Below are 17313 nucleotides of genomic sequence, written 5' to 3'. Positions count from 1 at the left end.
AGATGCTGCACCCAGAGTCTGTGAGTCGCGGGCGGCCCATGTGGGCAGCACGCCGTCGTGCGCTGCGCTGGCAGGGCAGCTGCCCTCCTCAGCGGGGCACGACGGCGTCTGCTCGGGTCAGCGTCCGAGGAGCCGCGCCAGGAAGCCCGGGCGTGCGGCCTTGCTCGCGGCGATCTCGGCCTGGCTGTGCTGGCCGTTGCACCAGTTGGAGGCTGGAACGGTGGCCTTGACGGCCTTGACGTGCTGGCCGCAGCCGGCCCACGTCGTCTTGCCGCACACCTGGCATCGAACCGCTCGGCACATATCGGTCTCCTTCATCGAAGTTCTCGGGATGCATCAATAATACCCCCATGGGTATTCCGCTGGTCAAACCGGGAACCGCCACGCGGCACTGCGCGTTGAAGGCCCCAGAGGCTGCGGCGGTTCGGAACTGTCGGGGGGCCGCGACATAATGGCCGTGGCTGGTCTCGGGGGAACCGCTCCTGAAGGCCGTGCAGCCATGTGATTGCCGCCCGGCACCCCGGGCCCGAACCAGGAGCTCTGCGCCCCACGTGTTTCTGAGAACCTTCGGATGGTCATTCGGCGTGAGTGCTGTCGCCCTCGTCGTGGCCTTCCTCTACGGGGGCCCGCAGGCCCTCTTCCTCGCCCTTGTGCTCGGCATCCTCGAGGTCAGCCTGAGCTTCGACAATGCGGTGGTCAACGCCCGCATCCTCGAACGGATGAACCCGTTCTGGCAGAAGATGTTCCTCACGGTCGGCATCGTCATCGCCGTCTTCGGCATGCGAGTGCTGTTCCCGCTGCTGATCGTGGGCGTCACCGCCCGGCTCAACCCCGTCGATGCCGTCCAGCTGGCCCTCGCGAAGGGCCCCATCGACGAGCCGGGGACCTACGCGTACATCCTCCACCACGCCCACCCGCAGATCGCGGCCTTCGGCGGCATCTTCCTGCTCATGATCTTCCTCGACTTCATGTTCGAGGACCGCGAGATCAAGTGGCTCCACTGGCTCGAGACGCCGCTGGCGAAGGTCGGCAGGATGAACGGGGCCTCGCTCGTCGTCGGCCTCTTCGCGCTCGGCATCATCGGCCAGCTCGCGGGCCCCGAGCTGCAGGGCGGGGTGCTCATGGCCGGCATCTTCGGCATGGTCACCTACTTCCTCGTCCAGGGGCTCGGGGAGCTCTTCGACACCGACGGGGACGGTGAGCTCGACGAGGAGGACATCACTGCCCTGAAGCAGCACGCCGCGCCCGGGACACAGGCAAAGGGCCCCAACAAGGCCGTCGCGGTGGCAGGCAAGGCCGCCTTCATGCTGTTCCTCTACCTCGAGGTCATCGACGCGTCCTTCTCGTTCGACGGCGTCATCGGCGCCTTCGCGATCACGTCCGACCCCATCATCATCGCCCTGGGCCTCGGCCTCATCGGCGCGATGTTCGTCCGCTCGCTCACGGTCTACCTGGTCCGCCAGGGAACCCTGGACGAGTTCGAGTACCTCGACCACGGCGCGCACTGGGCCATCGGCGCCCTCGCCGTCATCCTCCTCATCACCATCGGCATCGAGGTCAGCGAGGTGATCACGGGCCTCATCGGCGTGTTCTTCATCGGCGCGGCGTTCCTCGCCTCGATCCAGCGGAACAAGCGCAAGGCCTTGGAGCCCGAGCCCGCGCACACCGCGTGACCAGACCGAACCGCACCAACCGCACCGCACACCTGTAGAGAGACAACGTTAGGAGCACACAGTGGGACTGAGCTTGCAGAAGGGCCAGGGCCTCTCGCTGACCAAGCAGGATGGCTCGGGCATGACCCAGGTCCGCCTCGGCCTGGGCTGGGACGCCGTCGAGCAGCCGCGCAAGGGCTTCCTCGGGAGCCTGTTCGGCGGCGGCGCCGCCGAGATCGACCTCGACGCCTCGGCCATCCTCTACAACGCGGGCGGCCAGCCGCTCGACACCGTGTTCTTCAACCAGCTCGCGAGCAAGGACGGCTCGGTGCGCCACACCGGCGACAACCTCACGGGGGCCGGCGAGGGCGACGACGAGACGATCATGGTCAACCTGCCCGGCGTCAACGGTGCAGTCCAGCACATCGTCTTCGTCATCACGAGCTACTCGCAGCAGACCTTCAACCAGGTCCAGAACGCGTTCTGCCGCGTGGTGGACGATTCGGTGGCCGGCAGTCCTGAGGTCGCGCGGTACACCCTCACCGAGCAGGGCCCTTACACGGGGATGATCATGGCCAAGCTGTCCCGCGAGGGTGCAGGCTGGAAGTTCACGGCCATCGGACAGCCGGCGAACGGCCGGACGGTCGGCGACCTCGTCGGGGCCTCGGCCGCCGTCCTGTAGTACACGAGAAGACAAAGGAGCATCGTGGCAAGCCTCACCCTCAGCAAGGGCAGCAACCTCTCCCTCACCAAGGCGGACCCTGGCCTGACCCGGGCCATGATCGGCCTCGGTTGGGACCCGCGCACCACCGCGGGGGAGATGTTCGACCTCGATGCGAGCGCCCTGCTCATCTCGGCTCGCGGCAAGGTCCGCAGCAACGACGACTTCATCTTCTACAACCAGCTCGAGGCCAAGGACGGCTCTGTCATCCACCAGGGCGACAATCGCACCGGCGAGGGCGAAGGCGACGACGAGCAGATCCTCATCGACCTCACGAAGGTGGCCCCGGACGTCGCGAAGGTGGTCATCGTCGTCTCGATCGACCAGGCCGAGGCGCGCCGGCAGAACTTCGGCATGGTCCGCGGGGCATTCTGCCGGGTCGTCAACGACACGACAGGCCAGGAGGTCGTCCGCTACGACCTCACGGAGGACGCCGCGAGCGAGACGTGCATGATCTTCGCCGAGATCTACCGCCACGGGAACGAGTGGAAGTTCCGCGCCGTCGGGCAGGGCTACGCGTCCGGCCTGCACGGCGTGGCAACCGACTTCGGCATCGTCCTCGACTGACGCCCCCGACCGCACACCAGAAGGAGCACTGACATGGCAGGACTGACCCTCTCCAAGGGCGGCAACCTCTCCCTCACCAAGACCGACCCGGGGCTGACCAAGGCGATCGTGGGCCTGGGCTGGGACCCGCGTACGACGACCGGCGACGCCTTCGACCTCGACGCCTCGGCCCTGCTCGTGGCCGCCAACGGGAAGGTGCGCTCGGACGCCGACTTCATCTTCTACAACCAGAAGCAGACGCCCGACGGCTCGGTGGTGCACCAGGGTGACAACCGCACCGGTGAGGGCGAGGGCGACGACGAGCAGATCGCCGTCGACCTCGCGAAGGTCCCCGCCGACGTCGAGCGGATCGTCGTGGTGGTGAGCATCGACCAGGCCGAGACGCGCCGCCAGAACTTCGGCATGGTCCGCTCCGCGTACTGCCGGATCGTGAACGAGGGCACGAACGCCGAGGTGGTCCGCTATGACCTGTCCGAGGACGCCGCCGCCGAGACGTGCATGATCTTCGCCGAGCTGTACCGGAACGCGGGCGAATGGAAGTTCAAGGCCGTCGGCCAGGGCTACGCGAGCGGGCTGGCCGGCGTGGCCACCGACTTCGGCGTGAACCTCGGCTGAGCAGCCCGCGCACCCCTCTCCGGCCCACCTTCCATCCGGCCCACCCACCCGCCCGTAGGAGCTTTCGCGATGTCCATCTCCCTGACCCCTCCCGATCCCACCGAGACCGAGAACGCGCTCACCCTCCAGGCGCCTGACCCGGCGCCCGTCATCAAGGAGGAACAGGCCCCGGGAATGGTGCCCGTCGGCGACGATCGCCAGCGCGAGATCGCCGGCCAGGCGCGCGCCTTCGTGTCCGAGATCGCCGCGATGGACTCGCGGAGCCCCGAGTTCCAGCAGAAGGTGGAGGGCCTGAACCGGTTCGCCGGACGCGAGATGGTGGCCTCCTCGGACGCGTCGAGCCGCATGCTCGACCGCTCGAGCACCTCCATGGCGAGCGCCAAGAAGTCCGGCAACAGCGCCCAGATGTACGTGGCGTCCACGCTTGGCGAGCTCCGCACCACGGTCGAGGACCTCACACCGAACCAGGAGCTCACGGTCGGGAAGAAGATCCTCGGCTTCGTGCCGGGGGGCAACAAGCTCGCGCGCTACTTCCAGCGCTACGAGTCGGCCCAGACCCAGCTGGACAAGATCATCAAGTCCCTCATGGCCGGTCAGGATGCGCTCATGAAGGACAACGCATCCCTCGCCGAGGAGAAGACGAACCTCTGGGAGACGATGAAGCAGCTCTCCGAGTACGCGGTCTTCGCCCAGGAGCTCGACAAGGCGACGGTCGAGAAGATCGACGAGGTGCGCCGCTCGGGCCAGACGGAGCACGCGCAGCAGCTCGAATCCGACGTGCTGTTCCCCGTGCGCCAGCGCCGCCAGGACATCCTCACCCAGCTCGCCGTCTCCGTGCAGGGCTACCTCGCGATCGACCTGATCCGCAAGAACAACACCGAGCTCATCAAGGGTGTGGACCGCGCGCGCACGACGACGATCAGCGCCCTCCGCACGGCCGTCATCGTGGCGCAGGCGCTCGCCAACCAGAAGCTCGTGCTGGACCAGATCGACGCGATCAACACCACGACGAACAACATGATCCTGCGCACTTCGGAGATGCTGAAGGACCAGACCGGCCGCATCCACCAGCAGGCCTCCAGCTCCGGGGTCTCCGTGCAGACGCTCGAGAAGGCGTTCGCGAACATCTACCAGACCATGGACGCGATCGACACCTTCCGCTCCCAGGCGGCCAAGAACATGGAGAGCACCGTGCAGGCGCTCGAGACTGGGCTCGAGAAGTCGCGCCCGTACATCGAGCGCGTGCGCCGTCAGGAAGGGAACTAGCGCGGGGCGGGAGGCTCAGGCCTCGGGCTCCTCGAGGACCGAGGCCTCCTCACGATCCTCCCTGCTGGCATCGGCGTCCGCCTCCCCGCCCTCGACGTCCTCGTCGTCGTAGTCGCGGATGCCCTCGAACACCGTGTCGAGGGCCGCGACGGGCACGGCGACCATGCCGTCGGAGGTGTCGACGAGCCCGAGCGCCTCGAGCTCTCGGATCTCGGCCAGGAGCTGCTCGGCGAGGCCCTTGAGCTCCTCCTCCAGGCCAGAGCCGCCAGCATCGGCCGCGGCGGCGGTGTCCGCCCCATCCGCGACCGCCTCGTCGTCCGCCCCGGCCCCGCCCGTGTCGCCGAGGGAGGCAACATCCTCGAGCGTGAAGGGCTCCTGGCGGACGGCCGCGTTGAGTACCGCGGTGAGCACCGCCGCCGTCTCACCCTCGAGGGTGCCGGGGGTGCCGTCCGTGCACGCGGCGGCAACAATCTCGGTGCCGAGGAACTGGGCCTCGAGGCGACCGAGCCCGTCCGTCCCCCCGAGGTCGACCCTGCCCTCGCCGGCACGCGCCACGGAGCCGTCGAGCTCGACGACCTCGGCGTTGACCATGGCCTCCCAGAGGCGGCGCGCCCGCTCCTGGGAGCCGACCACAGCGCCAGCGGAGGCGAGCGCGTCGGCGTCCAGACCGCCGTCGGGCATCACCTCGCGGCCCTCGCCCAGCCACTCGAGGAGTGCGAGCGCGTGCCGCACGAACGGCGCGTGCGCGGCGAACTCCGCGGCCTCCTCCTCGGTGGGCTCGGGGGCTCCATCGAGCGGGCTCGAGTCGACGATCCCGCCGAGGGACTCGGCTTCGGAGTCGAGCACCTCCGCAACGGCCTCGAGTTCCTCCTGGGTGCCCTCCCAGCGGCCTGTCTCCTCGAGGAAGCTGAGCCAGTCCACGAGCGTGCCGACCACGTAGCGCTGGTCGTCCACCGCGTCGTCATCGTTGGCCGCGGCCGCGGCGACGTCCTCGAGGAACGGCGGCAGGAACCCGGCAACGTGGTCGGGATCGAGTCTCAGGGACGGGGCTCCCCGGCCCAGGCTCGAGACGATCGTGACGAACATCTTCACCACGAGCAGCTGTCCGGTGGCGAACGCCGAGAGGTCGTCCTCCCCCCGCGAGGCCCACGCGATGTAGTCGGGCGTGAGCCCGTCGATCATGAGGTCCACGGTGCGGCGCCGCCGCTCGTACTCCCCCGGGGAGGTCGCGGTGCGCGGTCGGGTGTTCTTCGGCTTGCGCGTGCGGCTCTTAGGCATAGCACGAGCCTACGCTCCCGGCTCCCGCGAGGCCCTCAGCCGCTGGCATAAGGGACCCCTCCGAGCGGCACCAGCGATTAGGCTGGAGGGCATGGCCTCGAAGTTCTTCGGGTCGCTGTTCGGGGGCGCCGGACGCGATCCCGAACCCATCCTCGACGATCAGCTGCCCCTCACCCAGGCGCAGGAGCTCGAGCAGACCCGGGCGGCGCTCGGTGAGCTGCGCACCGCGATCCGGAAGGCGGGCGCCGTCGTGCCCGTGCTCGCGTCCTCGCGCATGCGCCAGACGGACGACCTGCTCGCGAACCTCATCGACTACGTGGCCGAGCACGGCGCCTCGACCGAGCAGCGAGTGCTGCTCAACGCCATCATCACGGACTACCTTCCGACCTCGCTCCGCGTCTACCGGGCGCTCCCGCCCGAGACGCACACGGAGACGAGCCCCGAGTCGGAGAAGCTGCTCGAACAGCTCGACATCCTGCACTCGACCGCGTTGGACCTTGACCACCAGGTCCGCACGGGCGCGATTGCTGAGCTGAGCATCCACGGACGCTTCCTGGCCGACAAGTTCGACGTCGACGGCATCCGCCTCAACCCCGGCCCCCGAGAAGGAGAAACCCACTGATGGCCACGATGGTCGCGGGCAGCAACGCCCCCCTCACGGCGGAGAACCCGGGACTGGCCGGGGTGATGGTTGCCATGGGCTGGCAGATCGTGCCGAGCAATGGGCCACAGTCCGAGCTGACCTCGCTCGCGATCGTCTGCGGCGAGGACGGGCGTGCCCTCTCGCCGGAGCACCTCGTGTTCTTCAACCAGCTCACGACGGCGGGCGGCGGCGTGAGCTTCGCCGGCAGCCAGGACGGGGGTCGGGGCACAGGGCAAGGCGCGGCCCACGACGCGGAGCAGGTCGACGTCGAGTTCGGACTCGTGCCGGCCGAGGTCGCCAAGATCGCGTTCCTGGCCTACGTGGACCCGGAGGTCCGGGGCCCGGGGACGTTCGGGGCCGTGCGCAGCGCCTACATCAGGATCGCCCGGCCGGACGGCTCCGAGCTCCTGCGCTTCGACCTGCCGGAGATCCACGGCGAGAAGATCAAGGCCATGATGTTCGGCGAGCTCTACCGGCACGGGGAGCACTGGAAGTTCCGCGCCCTCGGGCAGGGGTACGAGAACGGACTGGCCGGGGTGGCCCGCGACTTCGGGCTCGACCTGTGATGAGGGGCCTGACCGGCTCGCAGGTGCCGTTCATGACCCGCCGGGTCAGGCAGCCCGACCCTGTGGGTGCAGGCAGCTCTGACGCCCTGGGACTCTCTGCACCACAGGTCTCGCCACCCCCGAGCATGCCCAAGCCGGGGGGCGCCGGGCTGGACCTCGCGCCCACGGCAACGCCCGTGAGCGCCGGGCTGGACCTCGCGCGTCCCGCACCGTCCCCCGCACCGCCCGCGGCGGCCCACACGCCGGTCGCCCGGCCGCCCGCCGCCCAGACGATCGAGTCGCGCCTGTACCCGGCCCCGGCGTTCGGGACGCTCCACCAGCTCTCGGCGAGCGACGCCGTCGTGCGCCTGAATCCGCGGCAGTCCGGCATCGGGTCCCTGTTCGTCACGGGTGCCCGGGGCACGGCATGGGAGGGCGTCGACCGCACCACGGGCGCCCAGAGCGTCCACCGCGAGCAGATCGGCACGCCCATTCCGACCCCGGGGAACCGGCCCCTGGTGAGCTTCGTTAATCGGGACGCCGTTGTTGTGCTGCGCCACGTGCGCTCGCTCCGCCGCGCCCTGTTCATCGGGGCCGGGGGGACGATGACGGTGCAGACGTTCGACGGCTCGGCCATCGCCGTCCAAGGCACCCTCGGTGCGGGGCAGCGAACGGTCCTGACGGCGACCCGCATCGGTGCGCTCCTCGAGCTGCGCGCCGAGTCCGTCCCGGAAGAGTGGGACGACGGAGAGATCTGGCGGGAGTTCGCGTTCACGATGACCGTAGGGCTGGGGGGCCCGCGGCGCTAGCCGCGGCGACCCGCCGCCCGAGCACCGCTACGCACCGACATCACCAATAGCACCGACACCGGCACGCACCGACAGTGGGGGGACCCGTGCTGCACTACTCGTATCTGACCGACAGCGCCCGGGGGCGGCTCTTCGCGAGGCTGCCGAGGCGTCTCGGCCCGTCGTCGTCCCCGCAGGCCCTCGCCGTGGGCCTCGGCGCCACGCTGTACACGCCCGGGATCCGTCCGGACCTCGCGGAGACCGTCCTCAAGCGGGGCCGTTCGGGCTGCGCGAGCATGGTGCTGTGCCTCGAGGACGCCGTGGCGGACGCCGACGTGGGCCTCGCCGAGGACAACGTGGTGGCCGCCGTGAAGGACCTCGCGCGGCGGGACGCGTCAGCCCTGGAGGCGCTCCCGCTCCTGTTCATCCGCCCGCGCACGCCCGAGCAGCTCCTCGACGTGGGCCGCCGGCTCGGGGCCGCTGCCGGCCTGCTCACGGGGTTCGTCCTGCCCAAGTTCGAGAATGCCTCGGGGCGCGCCGAGCGGTTCCTCGACGCTCTGGACCTGCTCAACCGCGAGGTCGGCGCGTGCGCGAGGACACCCGACGGCGCACCGCCCGCCCGGCCTGCCCTGCTGGCCATGCCGATCATCGAGCACCCAGTGACCACCCACCGCGAGACCCGCGCCGGAGCGCTCCTGGGGGTCCGGGACCTCCTGCGCGCGCGGCAGGAGCTGATCCTGTCCGTCCGGCTGGGGACCACGGACATGTCCGCCGCCTACGGCCTGCGCCGCACCCGGGACCTGACGATCTACGACGTGGCCGTCGTGGCCGAGGTGATCGCCGACGTCGTCGGCCTCCTCGGGCGCGCGGACGAGGGCTGGGTCATCTCCGGACCCGTCTGGGAGCACTACTCGGGCACGGAGCGGATCCTCCGCCCCCAGCTGCGCTCCACCCCGTTCGACGCCGCCAACTCGGCGGCGCTGCGCGATCGGCTGCTCGGGGCGAACCTCGACGGGCTCATCCGTGAGATCGAGCTGGACCTCGCGAACGGGCTCGTGGGCAAGACCGTGATCCATCCCTCGCACGTGCCCGTGGTCCACGCGCTGCACGTGGTGGGGCATGAGGAGTACCTCGACGCGCTGGACATCGTCGCCGCCGAGGGCGGCGGGGCGGTGGCGTCCCGCTCGGGCGCCCGCATGAATGAGGCCAAGCCCCACCGCGCCTGGGCACAGCGGACGCTCGCGCGGGCTGATGCCTTCGGGGTCGCCCGGCCCGACGTGACCTTTGCCGACCTCCTGGAAGCGAGCATGAAGTGACGCAGACCGACTCCCGTGTGCGGGAGCCCGAGGACGAGGAGCGCAGGGCCGGCACGCCCGGGTGGCCCGGCGCCGTCGTGCGCGAACGCCTGGGCATCCGGATCACGACGGCGCCCGGCAGCCTCCTGTCCGTGGACGCCCTCGTGGGCCTCGCCGTGCGGCGCAACCCCAAGCGCGCCCAGCTGCTCGTCTCGCGCGTGCTCGCCAAGCACCTCCCGACTGCTCCCGGCCTCGCGATCGGCGCAGGCAGGCTTCTGGGGGCGGCCGTGGCGCACCGGCTGGGACTGCCGCAGCCGGGCGGGGCGGCAGGCCTGGAGGAGGCGGCCGAGAGGGTCCGCCGCTGGCTGGCGTGCGATGCGGCCGCCGGCGGGTCACCTGATCGGCCCGAGATCCTGCCGCTGCCGGAGGTGCCGCCGGCAGCGGGCCTCGACGTCGCGACCCTCGGCTACGCCGAGACCGCCACGGGTCTGGGGCACCTCGTCGCGGAGTACCTGGGCTCGTACTACGTCCACTCGACGCGGATCGCGACGCCGGTGCGGCCCCTCGGCGGGTTCGAGGAGGAGCACTCGCACGCCACGGGCCACGCGCTCGTCCCGAGCGATCCGGAGCGGCTCGCGCGGGCGGGCACCGTGGTCCTCGTCGACGACGAGCTCTCCACGGGCCGCACCGTGCTGAACACGGTGCGCGCCCTGCACGCGGCATGGCTCGTCCGCCAGGGCGCGGCCGGTCCTGCCGGGGCGCACGACGGCGCCCCCTCCGGCGGTGCGCGAGGACACCGGCGGTACGTGGTCGCCGCACTCGTGGACCTGCGTTCTGACGAGGACCGTACCGCGTTCCGCCGGCTCGCCGAGGAGCTGGGATGCGGCCTGGACGTTGTGGCTCTGGGCGAGGGGTGCATCGAGGTGCCGCCCGAGGCCCTCGAACGGGCCGCCGCGTGGCTCGCGGAGGGGTCAGGCGCTGCGCCGGGCGCGGCGCGCCGCCCCCGGGCCGGCGCCGCGCCTCCCGGCCACGGCGGCCACCTGGCCCAGCGCGGCATCGGGGACGGGGTCGCCATCCGGAGCGCCCGGTTCGGCGTCGACACCTCGGGGCAGCACGGCACGCGGCTCTCGGAGCGCGCCGCACCCGCCGCCCGCGCGGCGGCTGCCGGGCTCGCGGAGGCCGGCATCCCCAGGGCTGCCCGCGTCCTCGTCCTCGGCGCCGAGGAGCACCTCGCGCTGCCTCTGGCGATCGCGGACAGGCTCAGGGCCGACTACCCCAGGACCCTCTTCTCCTCGACCACCCGCTCCCCCGTGCACGTCCATGACGAGCCCGGCTACGCGATCCGCTCGGCCGCCTCCTTCGCCTCCCATGACGACGCGATCGACGGGGGCCCGGGGACGGGAATCCGCTATGCCTACAACGTTGCAGGCGATGAGCCCTTCGATGCCATCGTCTACGTGCCCGAGCCGGGGACCCAGGGAGCGCGGCTCGCCACGCAGGGGGGCGCCGGCGAGCCGAGCGTCACCGAGGCGCTCGCACGCGTGGCGCGCGCCGTCGTCGTGCTCCGGCTCGAGGCGGCGCCGCCCTACCCGGAACCGCTGCGCGGCGGCACCGGGCCCGGCAGCTTCGGCTCCTATCCGCCGCAGGACGTCGGGTGGCTCCTCAAGGACCTCTCGGGGGCGCGGCTCGAGGCCCCGGCGCACGAGCGGGAGGCGGCGATCCAGTCGGGGCGCGCGAGCTACGCCGAGTCGCTTCCCCAGGAGTACGAGCCGAGCGAGGAGTACCAGGCCCTCTTCCACGCGGCGCTGGACGAGTCGAAGCACCGCATCGCCGCCGCGGTCGCGGACGTCACCGAGCAGGTCCTCGCCCTCCGGAGCGGCGAGCCCGTGCTGGTCTCGCTCGCACGGGCTGGCACACCGGTCGGCGTGCTCATGCGCCGCTGGGCCCAGCACGCGCACGGGCTCGACGTGCCGCACTACACCATGAGCATTGTGCGCGGGCTCGGGATCGACCGGAACGCGCTGCGGTGGCTGCTGACGCGGCACCGTCCGGAGCAGATCATGTTCGTGGACGGCTGGACGGGCAAGGGAGCGATCGCGAGGGAGCTCGCCTCCGCGATAGCGGAATTCAACACAGCGGAATTCAACGCAGCGGAATTCAACGCAGCGGAGCTCAACGCAGCGGAGCCCACCGGCTCCGCAGGCATCTCCCCCGAGCTGGCCGTGCTCGCCGACCCGGGCCACTGCGTGCGGGTCTTCGGCACGCGGGACGATTTCCTCATCCCGTCGGCGTGCCTGAACTCGACGGTCTCAGGGCTCGTCTCCCGCACGGTGTTCAACCGTCACCTGATTGGGCCGCACGATCTCCACGGCGCGAAGTTCTACCGGGAGCTCGCGGGCCGGGACGTCTCGAACGAGTTCGTGGACACCGTGGCGGCCTGCTTCCCTGAGGTCCGGCCGGCGCCCCCGGCCCCGCCCGGCGAGCCGGCCTGGGCGGGCTGGCGCGCCGTGGAGGCGATCGCACGCGAGCACGGCCTCGGCCCGGTCCAGAACGCCGTGAACCTGGTCAAGCCCGGCGTCGGCGAGACCACGCGCGTGCTGCTGCGGCGCGTGCCGTGGAAGGTGCTGGCGCGTCCGGAGCTGCTTGCGAGGGACGACGCCGGGCGCCTCCGCAGCGGCGACCTCGCCCATGTGCTGCTTCTGGCAGCCCAGCGGGGCGTGCCGGTGGAACCGGTCGAGGGCCTCCCGTACAGCTGCGTCGGCCTCATCCACCCCGTGCACACTGCCGGCGCTACCGGAGCCGACGGGCGGACGGTGCTCGATGTCTGAGGGCATGCGGTCTGAGGGCGCGCGGCCTGACGGCACGCGCACGGCGCGGCCGGTCGTCGCCTGCGACCTCGACCGGACCCTGGTCTACTCGGCGAAGGCCCTCTGGCTCGACCCCGAGGCCTCCCGGGACGAGGCCCCGCGGCTCGTGGTGAGCGAGCTCTACGAGGGCCAACCCCTGAGCTACATGACGCGGGAGGCCGAGGAGCTGCTGCACGAGCTCCTCTCCCATGCGGTCTTCGTGCCCGTCACCACACGCACCGAGGCGCAGTTCCGCCGCATCCACCTCCCGCGAACCCGCTATGCCATCACCACGAACGGCGGCGTGCTCCTGACCGAGGGGAAGCCCGACGCCCGGTGGGCCGCCCGGGTTCGCGGCGCCGTCGTGCGCGGCTCCGCACCGCTGGGCGAGATCCTCGACCGACTGGCCGCGGGGCCCGCTCCCGGGGTACTGCGCGTCCGCACGGCCGAGGACCTGTTCGCGTACGCGATCGTGGAGCGCACCGAGCTGCCCGAAGGGTTCGTCGAGCAGCTCACGGACTGGTGCGCGGAGCGAGGCTGGGTCGTCTCGCTGCAGGGCCGCAAGCTGTACTGCGTCCCCGCGGCCGTGACCAAGGAGGCGGCGGTCGCGGAGGTCATGCGCCGGGCCGGCACGGACACCCTCATCACCGCGGGCGACTCCCTCCTGGACCAGGGGCTGCTCGAGATGGCAGATGTCGCGCTGCGGCCCCGCCACGGCGAGCTCGAGGCCGCCGGCTACGAGCGTCCGCACGTGCGCGTCACGCCGTCGCGAGGCGTGCGGGCAGGCCAGGAGATCCTGGCGGCGGCGCTCGAGGCGGCCGTCGGAGCGGCCCTCCCCCGCCCCGGGAGCGGTGAGCTGAACAGGGTGTGAGGGCGCCCGGCCCTGCTCAGCTGAGCAGGTGCGAGGGGGAAGCCGCCCATTCCTCGGCCAGCAGCCGGTAGGAGCGTTCCCGAGCGGCGGGATCGTGCGCGTAGCCCGTGAGGATGACCTCGTCGACCCCGTAGGAGGCGGCGAAGCCCCGCAGGAACTCTGCCGCCTCGGCCGGCGTGCCCACCGCCGAGAAGCGCAAGGCGGACGTGGCCATCTGCTCTTCGTGCGGAGCCCAGTCCATCTCGCGCACGGGCGGCAGGAGCGGGCCCCGGGTGCCGCGGCGGATTGCGACGAACATCTGCTGGTGGGTCGTGAAGAGGAACTCGGCCTCCTCACGGGTAGGGGCGACCATGAGGTTCGCGCCGGCCATGACGTACGGCTCGGCGATCTGGGCCGTCGGCGCCGACGGGTTGAACATCTGCCGGTAGGTCCAGATCGCCTCGCTCAGCTGGAACGGTGCGAAATGGCTTGCGGCCGCGAACGGCAGGCCCAGCTGGCCCGCGATGGCCGCACCCGCCGTCGAACTCCCCAGGACCCACAGCGGCACCCCTGTCCCGCGCGCGACGGCGGCGTGGACGCCCCCTGAGAGCTGTACCGATTCGGCGTCGTCCTCCTGGTCTCCGAAGAACCACGCGAGGAGCCGGATGTTCGAGGCGAAGACCGCCTCGCCGTCCTCACGGGCGCCACGGCGCAGGAGCGCGGCAGTGCGGGGGTCCGTGCCGGGGGCCCGGCCGAGGCCGAGATCAATGCGGTCCCCGTACAGGTTCGCGAGCGTGCCGAAGGCCTCGGCAACGGCGAGCGGCGCGTGGTTGGGCAGCATGATCCCGCCTGAGCCGACCCGCAACGTGGACGTCGCGGCCGCCGCGTTGGCGATCAGCAGCGCGGTGGAGCTCGAGGCGAGCGCATCGGTGTTGTGGTGCTCGGCATACCAGAGACGGCGGTAGCCACTGTCTTCCGCGAGACGGGCCAGCCGCGTCGCGTCCTCCAGAGCGCTCGCGACGGTGCCGCCCTGCACCACCGGGACGAGGTCCAGGATGGAGAGGGCCGGCAGGGCGGCAGACGGGGCGGACGGGGACGAGGCAGCCGAGGAAGTCACATAGGCGCCAACCGGGCGCCGCGCCGAGATGTTCCCGAGACCTGCTGGGGGCTGCGGTAGCGTTCGATAACGGCTGCATTGCTTTTCGACAACGTCTGGCGATCCAGCTTGTGGCGCGCCGAGGGCCTCTGGAGAGAATGGTGGTCGCGGCTGTTGCCAGCTGATCTGCAGGGCCAGCCAATCCTGGGGAGGAGTTGCAGTGGATGACGCGTTGGCAGTGACCAATCTGGTGTATGTCGGCACCGTTGTGATCGGGGGTCTCCTCGTGGCCTTCCTGGCTGTGGCCACGTTCATCACGCTCATCATCGCCGGGGCCGGGCAGGGGGTCGCGTCCCTCGTGACCCGCGTCGTCCGCCTCCTCAAGAGGGAGCAGCGACCGGCAGATGCCGTCGCCGACGCACGCGCCGAGCACGCACGTCAGGCCATCGTCGCGAAGGCTGATGCCATCCTCGCGGCCCAGCGCGCCGCTGCAGAGGCGGCCGCGGCCCGGCCCACCCCGGCGGTCCAGCCCGCCCCCGCGGCGAAACCCGCCCGCCCGGAGCAGCCCGCCGCCGCCGAGCAGCCTGCCGCCGCGGAGAAGCCCGCCGCCGATCAGCCCGCGAAGGCGCCCGCATCCAAGCCCACGGTAGTCGTCGTCCGCGCACTGCCGGCCACCACCGCCCACCGCCCGGGCCCGCACACAGGCACCCAGCCGGTGCTCGTCGTCGGGCGCGCGAGCTGACAGCACCGATCCACTCCACCAGCGTCCACTGTCCACCAGCGAGAAGGCCCGGAGCACGTGCTCCGGGCCTTCCTCGTCTGCTGCATCCGCGGTGCTTCCGCAGGCATTGCCTATGCGGCCGGGGCTTGATGCCCTCTCGGGTCCCGTCCGGTGGATGTTCCGTGCGGGCCGTCGCCGCGCCGTCCCGGCCGGTGGGCCGCTGGGCTGTCTGCCATCATCAGACCAACAAGCCGGGGGGATTGGCAACCGACGCCCAGTAGGATGGTCAATCTGATCAATCGATTGGCACGGCAGATGGAAGGAGTGGTCAGATCGCAGCAGCTTGACCCGACAGACCGGCGGATCCTGCTCGCCTTGGACGATGATCCGAGGGCACCCGTCATGGTGCTCGCCCAGCGCCTCGGGCTCGCCCGCGGCACGGTGCAGTCCCGGCTCGAACGCATGACGGCGAGCGGCGTCCTCCGGGCGAACAGCACTCGGGTGCACCCCGAGTCATTGGGCCGGGGAGTCCTCGCCGAGGTCAGCGCCGAGCTCGACCAGAGCCACATCGACGAGGCGATCGCCGCTCTGGGCGGCATCCCCGAGGTCCTCGAATGCCTCGCCCCGGCAGGCGATACGGACCTGCTCATCCGCGTCGTGGCCACGAGCCCCGACGACCTCTACCGGGTCTCGGAGGAGATCCGCCTGTGCCCGGGGATCAGACGCACGTCGACCCGGATGATCCTGCGCACCGTCATCCCGTACCGCACCGGTCCGCTTCTCGCCGAGGGCCGGGAGGGGACGGGGCCAGGGGCGTAGGGAGCCCTCACCACTGAGCCGCCCCGAGTCTGGCCTCCCTGCGAGGGTGACTAGTCGTCCGCCTCGCGATCGAGGTCCTCGAAGTCGCGCAGCCAGCGTTCGCGCGCTCGGGCGTCGAGGGCGCGCCTCGCCTTGCCGGCCTCACGCAGCTCCTCGAAGGCCGACGACGGCGAGGCAGCGGCGCGGCCGCGTGCCCCGGAAGCGCCTCCCCGGCCCCGGCGCCCCATGCCGAGCATGAGCAGGGCGCGCTCGGTCGCAGCGGCATTCTTCACTGCGAACGAGGTGCGGCGGCGTCGCAGCGCCTCACGCACGGCGGCCTGGGCGTCGTCGCGGCGGCCCAGTTCGCGCAAGGCCCGGGCCCGCAGCACGAGCAGCGCGGCGGCGAGGTCGCTCGCGTTCGTGAGGCCCTCGGTGCGGGCGACGATCTCGAGGGGCCGTCCGAGCACCTCGGCCAGCCGGCAGGCCGCCAGGGCTGCGGGGAGCGAGGGCGGCAGCGGGGCGAGCACCGAGACTGCCTCCTCGGGACGGCCGATCTCCCGCAGACTGTGGGCCAGCGCGAGGCACACCGCCTCCTCGCTGAAGACCGTCTCCACCTCGACCCCCTCGGAGACCTCGATCCAGTGCCGGATGCCGCCGAGGTATTCGGTGGCGAACGCCGTGGCTGCCCGGTCGCTCGCGCTGGCGATTCCCCGCGCCAGGAGTTCGGCCGCCTGGGCGTGGTGGTGGGACCGGTACGCATGCATGCCGGCCATCACGTAGCAGAGCCCTGACCAGCCGGGGTGGGCGCGGGCCAGGAGGACGAGCCGCTCGGGCTCGCCGTGGACGAACACGGCCGCGTGGACCTGCTTCTCTACCTTGGAGGCGAACGGCCTCAGGCGCGGCGCCCGCACCCGGACGGCCATCCTCTGGGCGAGCCTGCGGCCCATGCCGCGCACGGGGGCATAGACCTGCGCGCTGCGGAAGGGCGTGAGGTCGCGGGTGTCGTGGAACGAGGGCTGGCGGCCCAGCTCGCCGGAAGCCATGCCCACCATGCTAACCATCTCCGCTGGGACCCTCCCTTCCCCTGCCGTCCTCATCGGGTCGCGAAGTGGACCCACATGCCGATCACCCACACGGTGGCCGCGGCGCAGGCGAACCCGAACTCGACGAGGATGCCGAGGCCGGTGGCCTTGAGCGCCGCCCACGACGATGAGGCGGCGCCGCGCAGGTGCCCCGTCCGCTGCCATTCGCTCAGCAGGAGCCCGAGCGCGAAGCCGGCCACGAGCCCGACCACGGGGATGATGAACATGCCCACGATCGCCAGCGCCGCGCCGACCACGACAGATCGACTCGGGATGGCACGCTGCCTGAGCCGGCGCCCGGTGAGGACGGCCGAGGAGGCCATGCCGCAGGCGAACAGGACCCCGCCCACCGCGAACACGAGCCAGCCTCCCCAGCCGGCCCCGCCGAACAGGGCCCACTCGAGCAGCGCCAGCAGGCCGAGGATGCTGCCGGGCAGCACCGGGACGATGATGCCCGTGAGAGAGACGGCGAGGGCCAGGCCGCACAGGAGGGCCGCGAGGATGCTGGTGTCCACGCGGCCATCCTGCCAGAGGTCACGAGCAGAGGCCC

Annotated in this window: 18 protein-coding genes; 13 read left to right on the top strand and 5 right to left on the bottom strand. The window is 71.5% G+C overall.

The genetic code is table 11. The annotated features are described in order from the left end of the window. Nucleotides 1-117: 117 nt before the first annotated feature. A complete protein-coding gene (locus IE231_RS09880) occupies nucleotides 118-303 on the bottom strand; it encodes a DUF8730 family Cys-rich protein (protein WP_189693777.1) in 186 nt (61 codons plus the stop codon). A gap of 188 nt (nucleotides 304-491) precedes the next feature. Between IE231_RS09880 and IE231_RS09875 the strand changes: the two genes are divergently transcribed. The 5 genes from IE231_RS09875 to IE231_RS09855 all read left to right on the top strand — a co-directional run bounded on the left by IE231_RS09875 (nucleotide 492) and on the right by IE231_RS09855 (nucleotide 4821). Further along, nucleotides 492-1673: a DUF475 domain-containing protein gene (locus IE231_RS09875; protein ID WP_306341564.1), complete on the top strand. Its 1182-nt coding sequence runs from the start codon at nucleotides 492-494 to the stop codon at nucleotides 1671-1673. Between the two features lie 61 nt (nucleotides 1674-1734). Further along, nucleotides 1735-2334 carry a TerD family protein gene (locus IE231_RS09870; RefSeq protein ID WP_189693775.1) on the top strand — a complete coding sequence of 200 codons (600 nt, stop codon included), beginning with the start codon at nucleotides 1735-1737 and terminating at the stop codon, nucleotides 2332-2334. Between the two features lie 24 nt (nucleotides 2335-2358). Beyond that, nucleotides 2359-2940, top strand: coding sequence for a TerD family protein (locus tag IE231_RS09865; protein WP_189693774.1), 582 nt, complete (start codon nucleotides 2359-2361; stop codon nucleotides 2938-2940). A gap of 33 nt (nucleotides 2941-2973) precedes the next feature. Continuing rightward, nucleotides 2974-3555, top strand: coding sequence for a TerD family protein (locus IE231_RS09860; protein ID WP_189693773.1), 582 nt, complete (start codon nucleotides 2974-2976; stop codon nucleotides 3553-3555). A gap of 69 nt (nucleotides 3556-3624) precedes the next feature. Next, the gene (locus IE231_RS09855; protein WP_189693772.1) at nucleotides 3625-4821 is read left to right on the top strand and encodes a toxic anion resistance protein; all 1197 of its coding nucleotides are present in this window, start codon (nucleotides 3625-3627) and stop codon (nucleotides 4819-4821) included. A gap of 15 nt (nucleotides 4822-4836) precedes the next feature. Here the strand turns inward: IE231_RS09855 and IE231_RS09850 are convergent, their stop codons facing one another. Then, complete coding sequence (locus IE231_RS09850; RefSeq protein ID WP_189693771.1) at nucleotides 4837-6099, bottom strand: hypothetical protein; 1263 nt, start codon at nucleotides 6097-6099, stop codon at nucleotides 4837-4839. A 91-nt stretch (nucleotides 6100-6190) separates the two neighbouring features. Between IE231_RS09850 and IE231_RS09845 the strand changes: the two genes are divergently transcribed. The 6 genes from IE231_RS09845 to IE231_RS09820 all read left to right on the top strand — a co-directional run bounded on the left by IE231_RS09845 (nucleotide 6191) and on the right by IE231_RS09820 (nucleotide 13087). Next, on the top strand, nucleotides 6191-6721 hold the full coding sequence (locus IE231_RS09845; RefSeq protein ID WP_189693770.1) for a hypothetical protein: 531 nt from the start codon (nucleotides 6191-6193) through the stop codon (nucleotides 6719-6721). Next, entirely contained in the window at nucleotides 6721-7308 is a 588-nt protein-coding gene (locus tag IE231_RS09840; protein ID WP_189693769.1) for a TerD family protein, read from the top strand. Before IE231_RS09845 ends, IE231_RS09840 begins: the two co-directional genes overlap by 1 nt. Before the next feature lie 125 nt (nucleotides 7309-7433). Further along, nucleotides 7434-8096 (top strand): hypothetical protein, encoded by a 663-nt coding sequence (locus IE231_RS09835; RefSeq protein WP_189693768.1) that lies wholly within the window; start codon nucleotides 7434-7436, stop codon nucleotides 8094-8096. Between the two features lie 86 nt (nucleotides 8097-8182). Further along, entirely contained in the window at nucleotides 8183-9391 is a 1209-nt protein-coding gene (locus IE231_RS09830; protein WP_189693767.1) for an HpcH/HpaI aldolase/citrate lyase family protein, read from the top strand. Next, nucleotides 9388-12198: a phosphoribosyltransferase domain-containing protein gene (locus tag IE231_RS09825; protein ID WP_229866627.1), complete on the top strand. Its 2811-nt coding sequence runs from the start codon at nucleotides 9388-9390 to the stop codon at nucleotides 12196-12198. The genes IE231_RS09830 and IE231_RS09825 overlap by 4 nt, the downstream gene beginning before the upstream one ends. Then, on the top strand, nucleotides 12191-13087 hold the full coding sequence (locus tag IE231_RS09820) for an HAD family hydrolase (RefSeq protein WP_201896976.1): 897 nt from the start codon (nucleotides 12191-12193) through the stop codon (nucleotides 13085-13087). Before IE231_RS09825 ends, IE231_RS09820 begins: the two co-directional genes overlap by 8 nt. Before the next feature lie 16 nt (nucleotides 13088-13103). On the opposite strand, the gene IE231_RS09815 is transcribed toward IE231_RS09820, so the two are convergent. Beyond that, nucleotides 13104-14183, bottom strand: a complete 1080-nt coding sequence (locus IE231_RS09815) for an LLM class flavin-dependent oxidoreductase (protein ID WP_229866619.1) — start codon at nucleotides 14181-14183, stop codon at nucleotides 13104-13106. Between the two features lie 199 nt (nucleotides 14184-14382). Between IE231_RS09815 and IE231_RS09810 the strand changes: the two genes are divergently transcribed. Together IE231_RS09810 and IE231_RS09805 are read left to right on the top strand one after the other, a co-directional pair. After that, on the top strand, nucleotides 14383-14904 hold the full coding sequence (locus IE231_RS09810) for a hypothetical protein (RefSeq protein WP_189693862.1): 522 nt from the start codon (nucleotides 14383-14385) through the stop codon (nucleotides 14902-14904). Nucleotides 14905-15198: 294 nt separating this feature from the next. Then, nucleotides 15199-15702 carry an Lrp/AsnC family transcriptional regulator gene (locus tag IE231_RS09805; protein WP_229866618.1) on the top strand — a complete coding sequence of 168 codons (504 nt, stop codon included), beginning with the start codon at nucleotides 15199-15201 and terminating at the stop codon, nucleotides 15700-15702. Between the two features lie 50 nt (nucleotides 15703-15752). On the opposite strand, the gene IE231_RS09800 is transcribed toward IE231_RS09805, so the two are convergent. After that, a complete protein-coding gene (locus IE231_RS09800) occupies nucleotides 15753-16724 on the bottom strand; it encodes a hypothetical protein (protein WP_189693764.1) in 972 nt (323 codons plus the stop codon). 50 nt (nucleotides 16725-16774) lie between these two features. Beyond that, nucleotides 16775-17278, bottom strand: a complete 504-nt coding sequence (locus tag IE231_RS09795; protein ID WP_189693763.1) for a DUF456 domain-containing protein — start codon at nucleotides 17276-17278, stop codon at nucleotides 16775-16777. Nucleotides 17279-17313: the final 35 nt, after the last annotated feature.

The organism is Sinomonas cellulolyticus (assembly GCF_014656475.1).
Taxonomy (GTDB): Bacteria; Actinomycetota; Actinomycetes; order Actinomycetales; family Micrococcaceae; genus Sinomonas; species Sinomonas cellulolyticus.
Note: the sequence above shows the minus strand (reverse complement) of the source record. Positions and strands in the feature narration are given on the sequence as shown.

Excerpts from the sequence above, each read along its gene's own strand:
- IE231_RS09880 (WP_189693777.1), bottom strand. The coding sequence starts at position 303 with ATGTGCCGAGCGGTTCGATGCCAGGTGTGCGGCAAGACGACGTGGGCC.
- IE231_RS09860 (WP_189693773.1), top strand. The coding sequence starts at position 2,974 with ATGGCAGGACTGACCCTCTCCAAGGGCGGCAACCTCTCCCTCACCAAG.
- IE231_RS09855 (WP_189693772.1), top strand. The coding sequence starts at position 3,625 with ATGTCCATCTCCCTGACCCCTCCCGATCCCACCGAGACCGAGAACGCG.
- IE231_RS09850 (WP_189693771.1), bottom strand. The coding sequence starts at position 6,099 with ATGCCTAAGAGCCGCACGCGCAAGCCGAAGAACACCCGACCGCGCACC.
- IE231_RS09845 (WP_189693770.1), top strand. The coding sequence starts at position 6,191 with ATGGCCTCGAAGTTCTTCGGGTCGCTGTTCGGGGGCGCCGGACGCGAT.
- IE231_RS09840 (WP_189693769.1), top strand. The coding sequence starts at position 6,721 with ATGGCCACGATGGTCGCGGGCAGCAACGCCCCCCTCACGGCGGAGAAC.
- IE231_RS09835 (WP_189693768.1), top strand. The coding sequence starts at position 7,434 with ATGCCCAAGCCGGGGGGCGCCGGGCTGGACCTCGCGCCCACGGCAACG.
- IE231_RS09820 (WP_201896976.1), top strand. The coding sequence starts at position 12,191 with ATGTCTGAGGGCATGCGGTCTGAGGGCGCGCGGCCTGACGGCACGCGC.
- IE231_RS09805 (WP_229866618.1), top strand. The coding sequence starts at position 15,199 with ATGGAAGGAGTGGTCAGATCGCAGCAGCTTGACCCGACAGACCGGCGG.
- IE231_RS09800 (WP_189693764.1), bottom strand. The coding sequence starts at position 16,724 with ATGGCTTCCGGCGAGCTGGGCCGCCAGCCCTCGTTCCACGACACCCGC.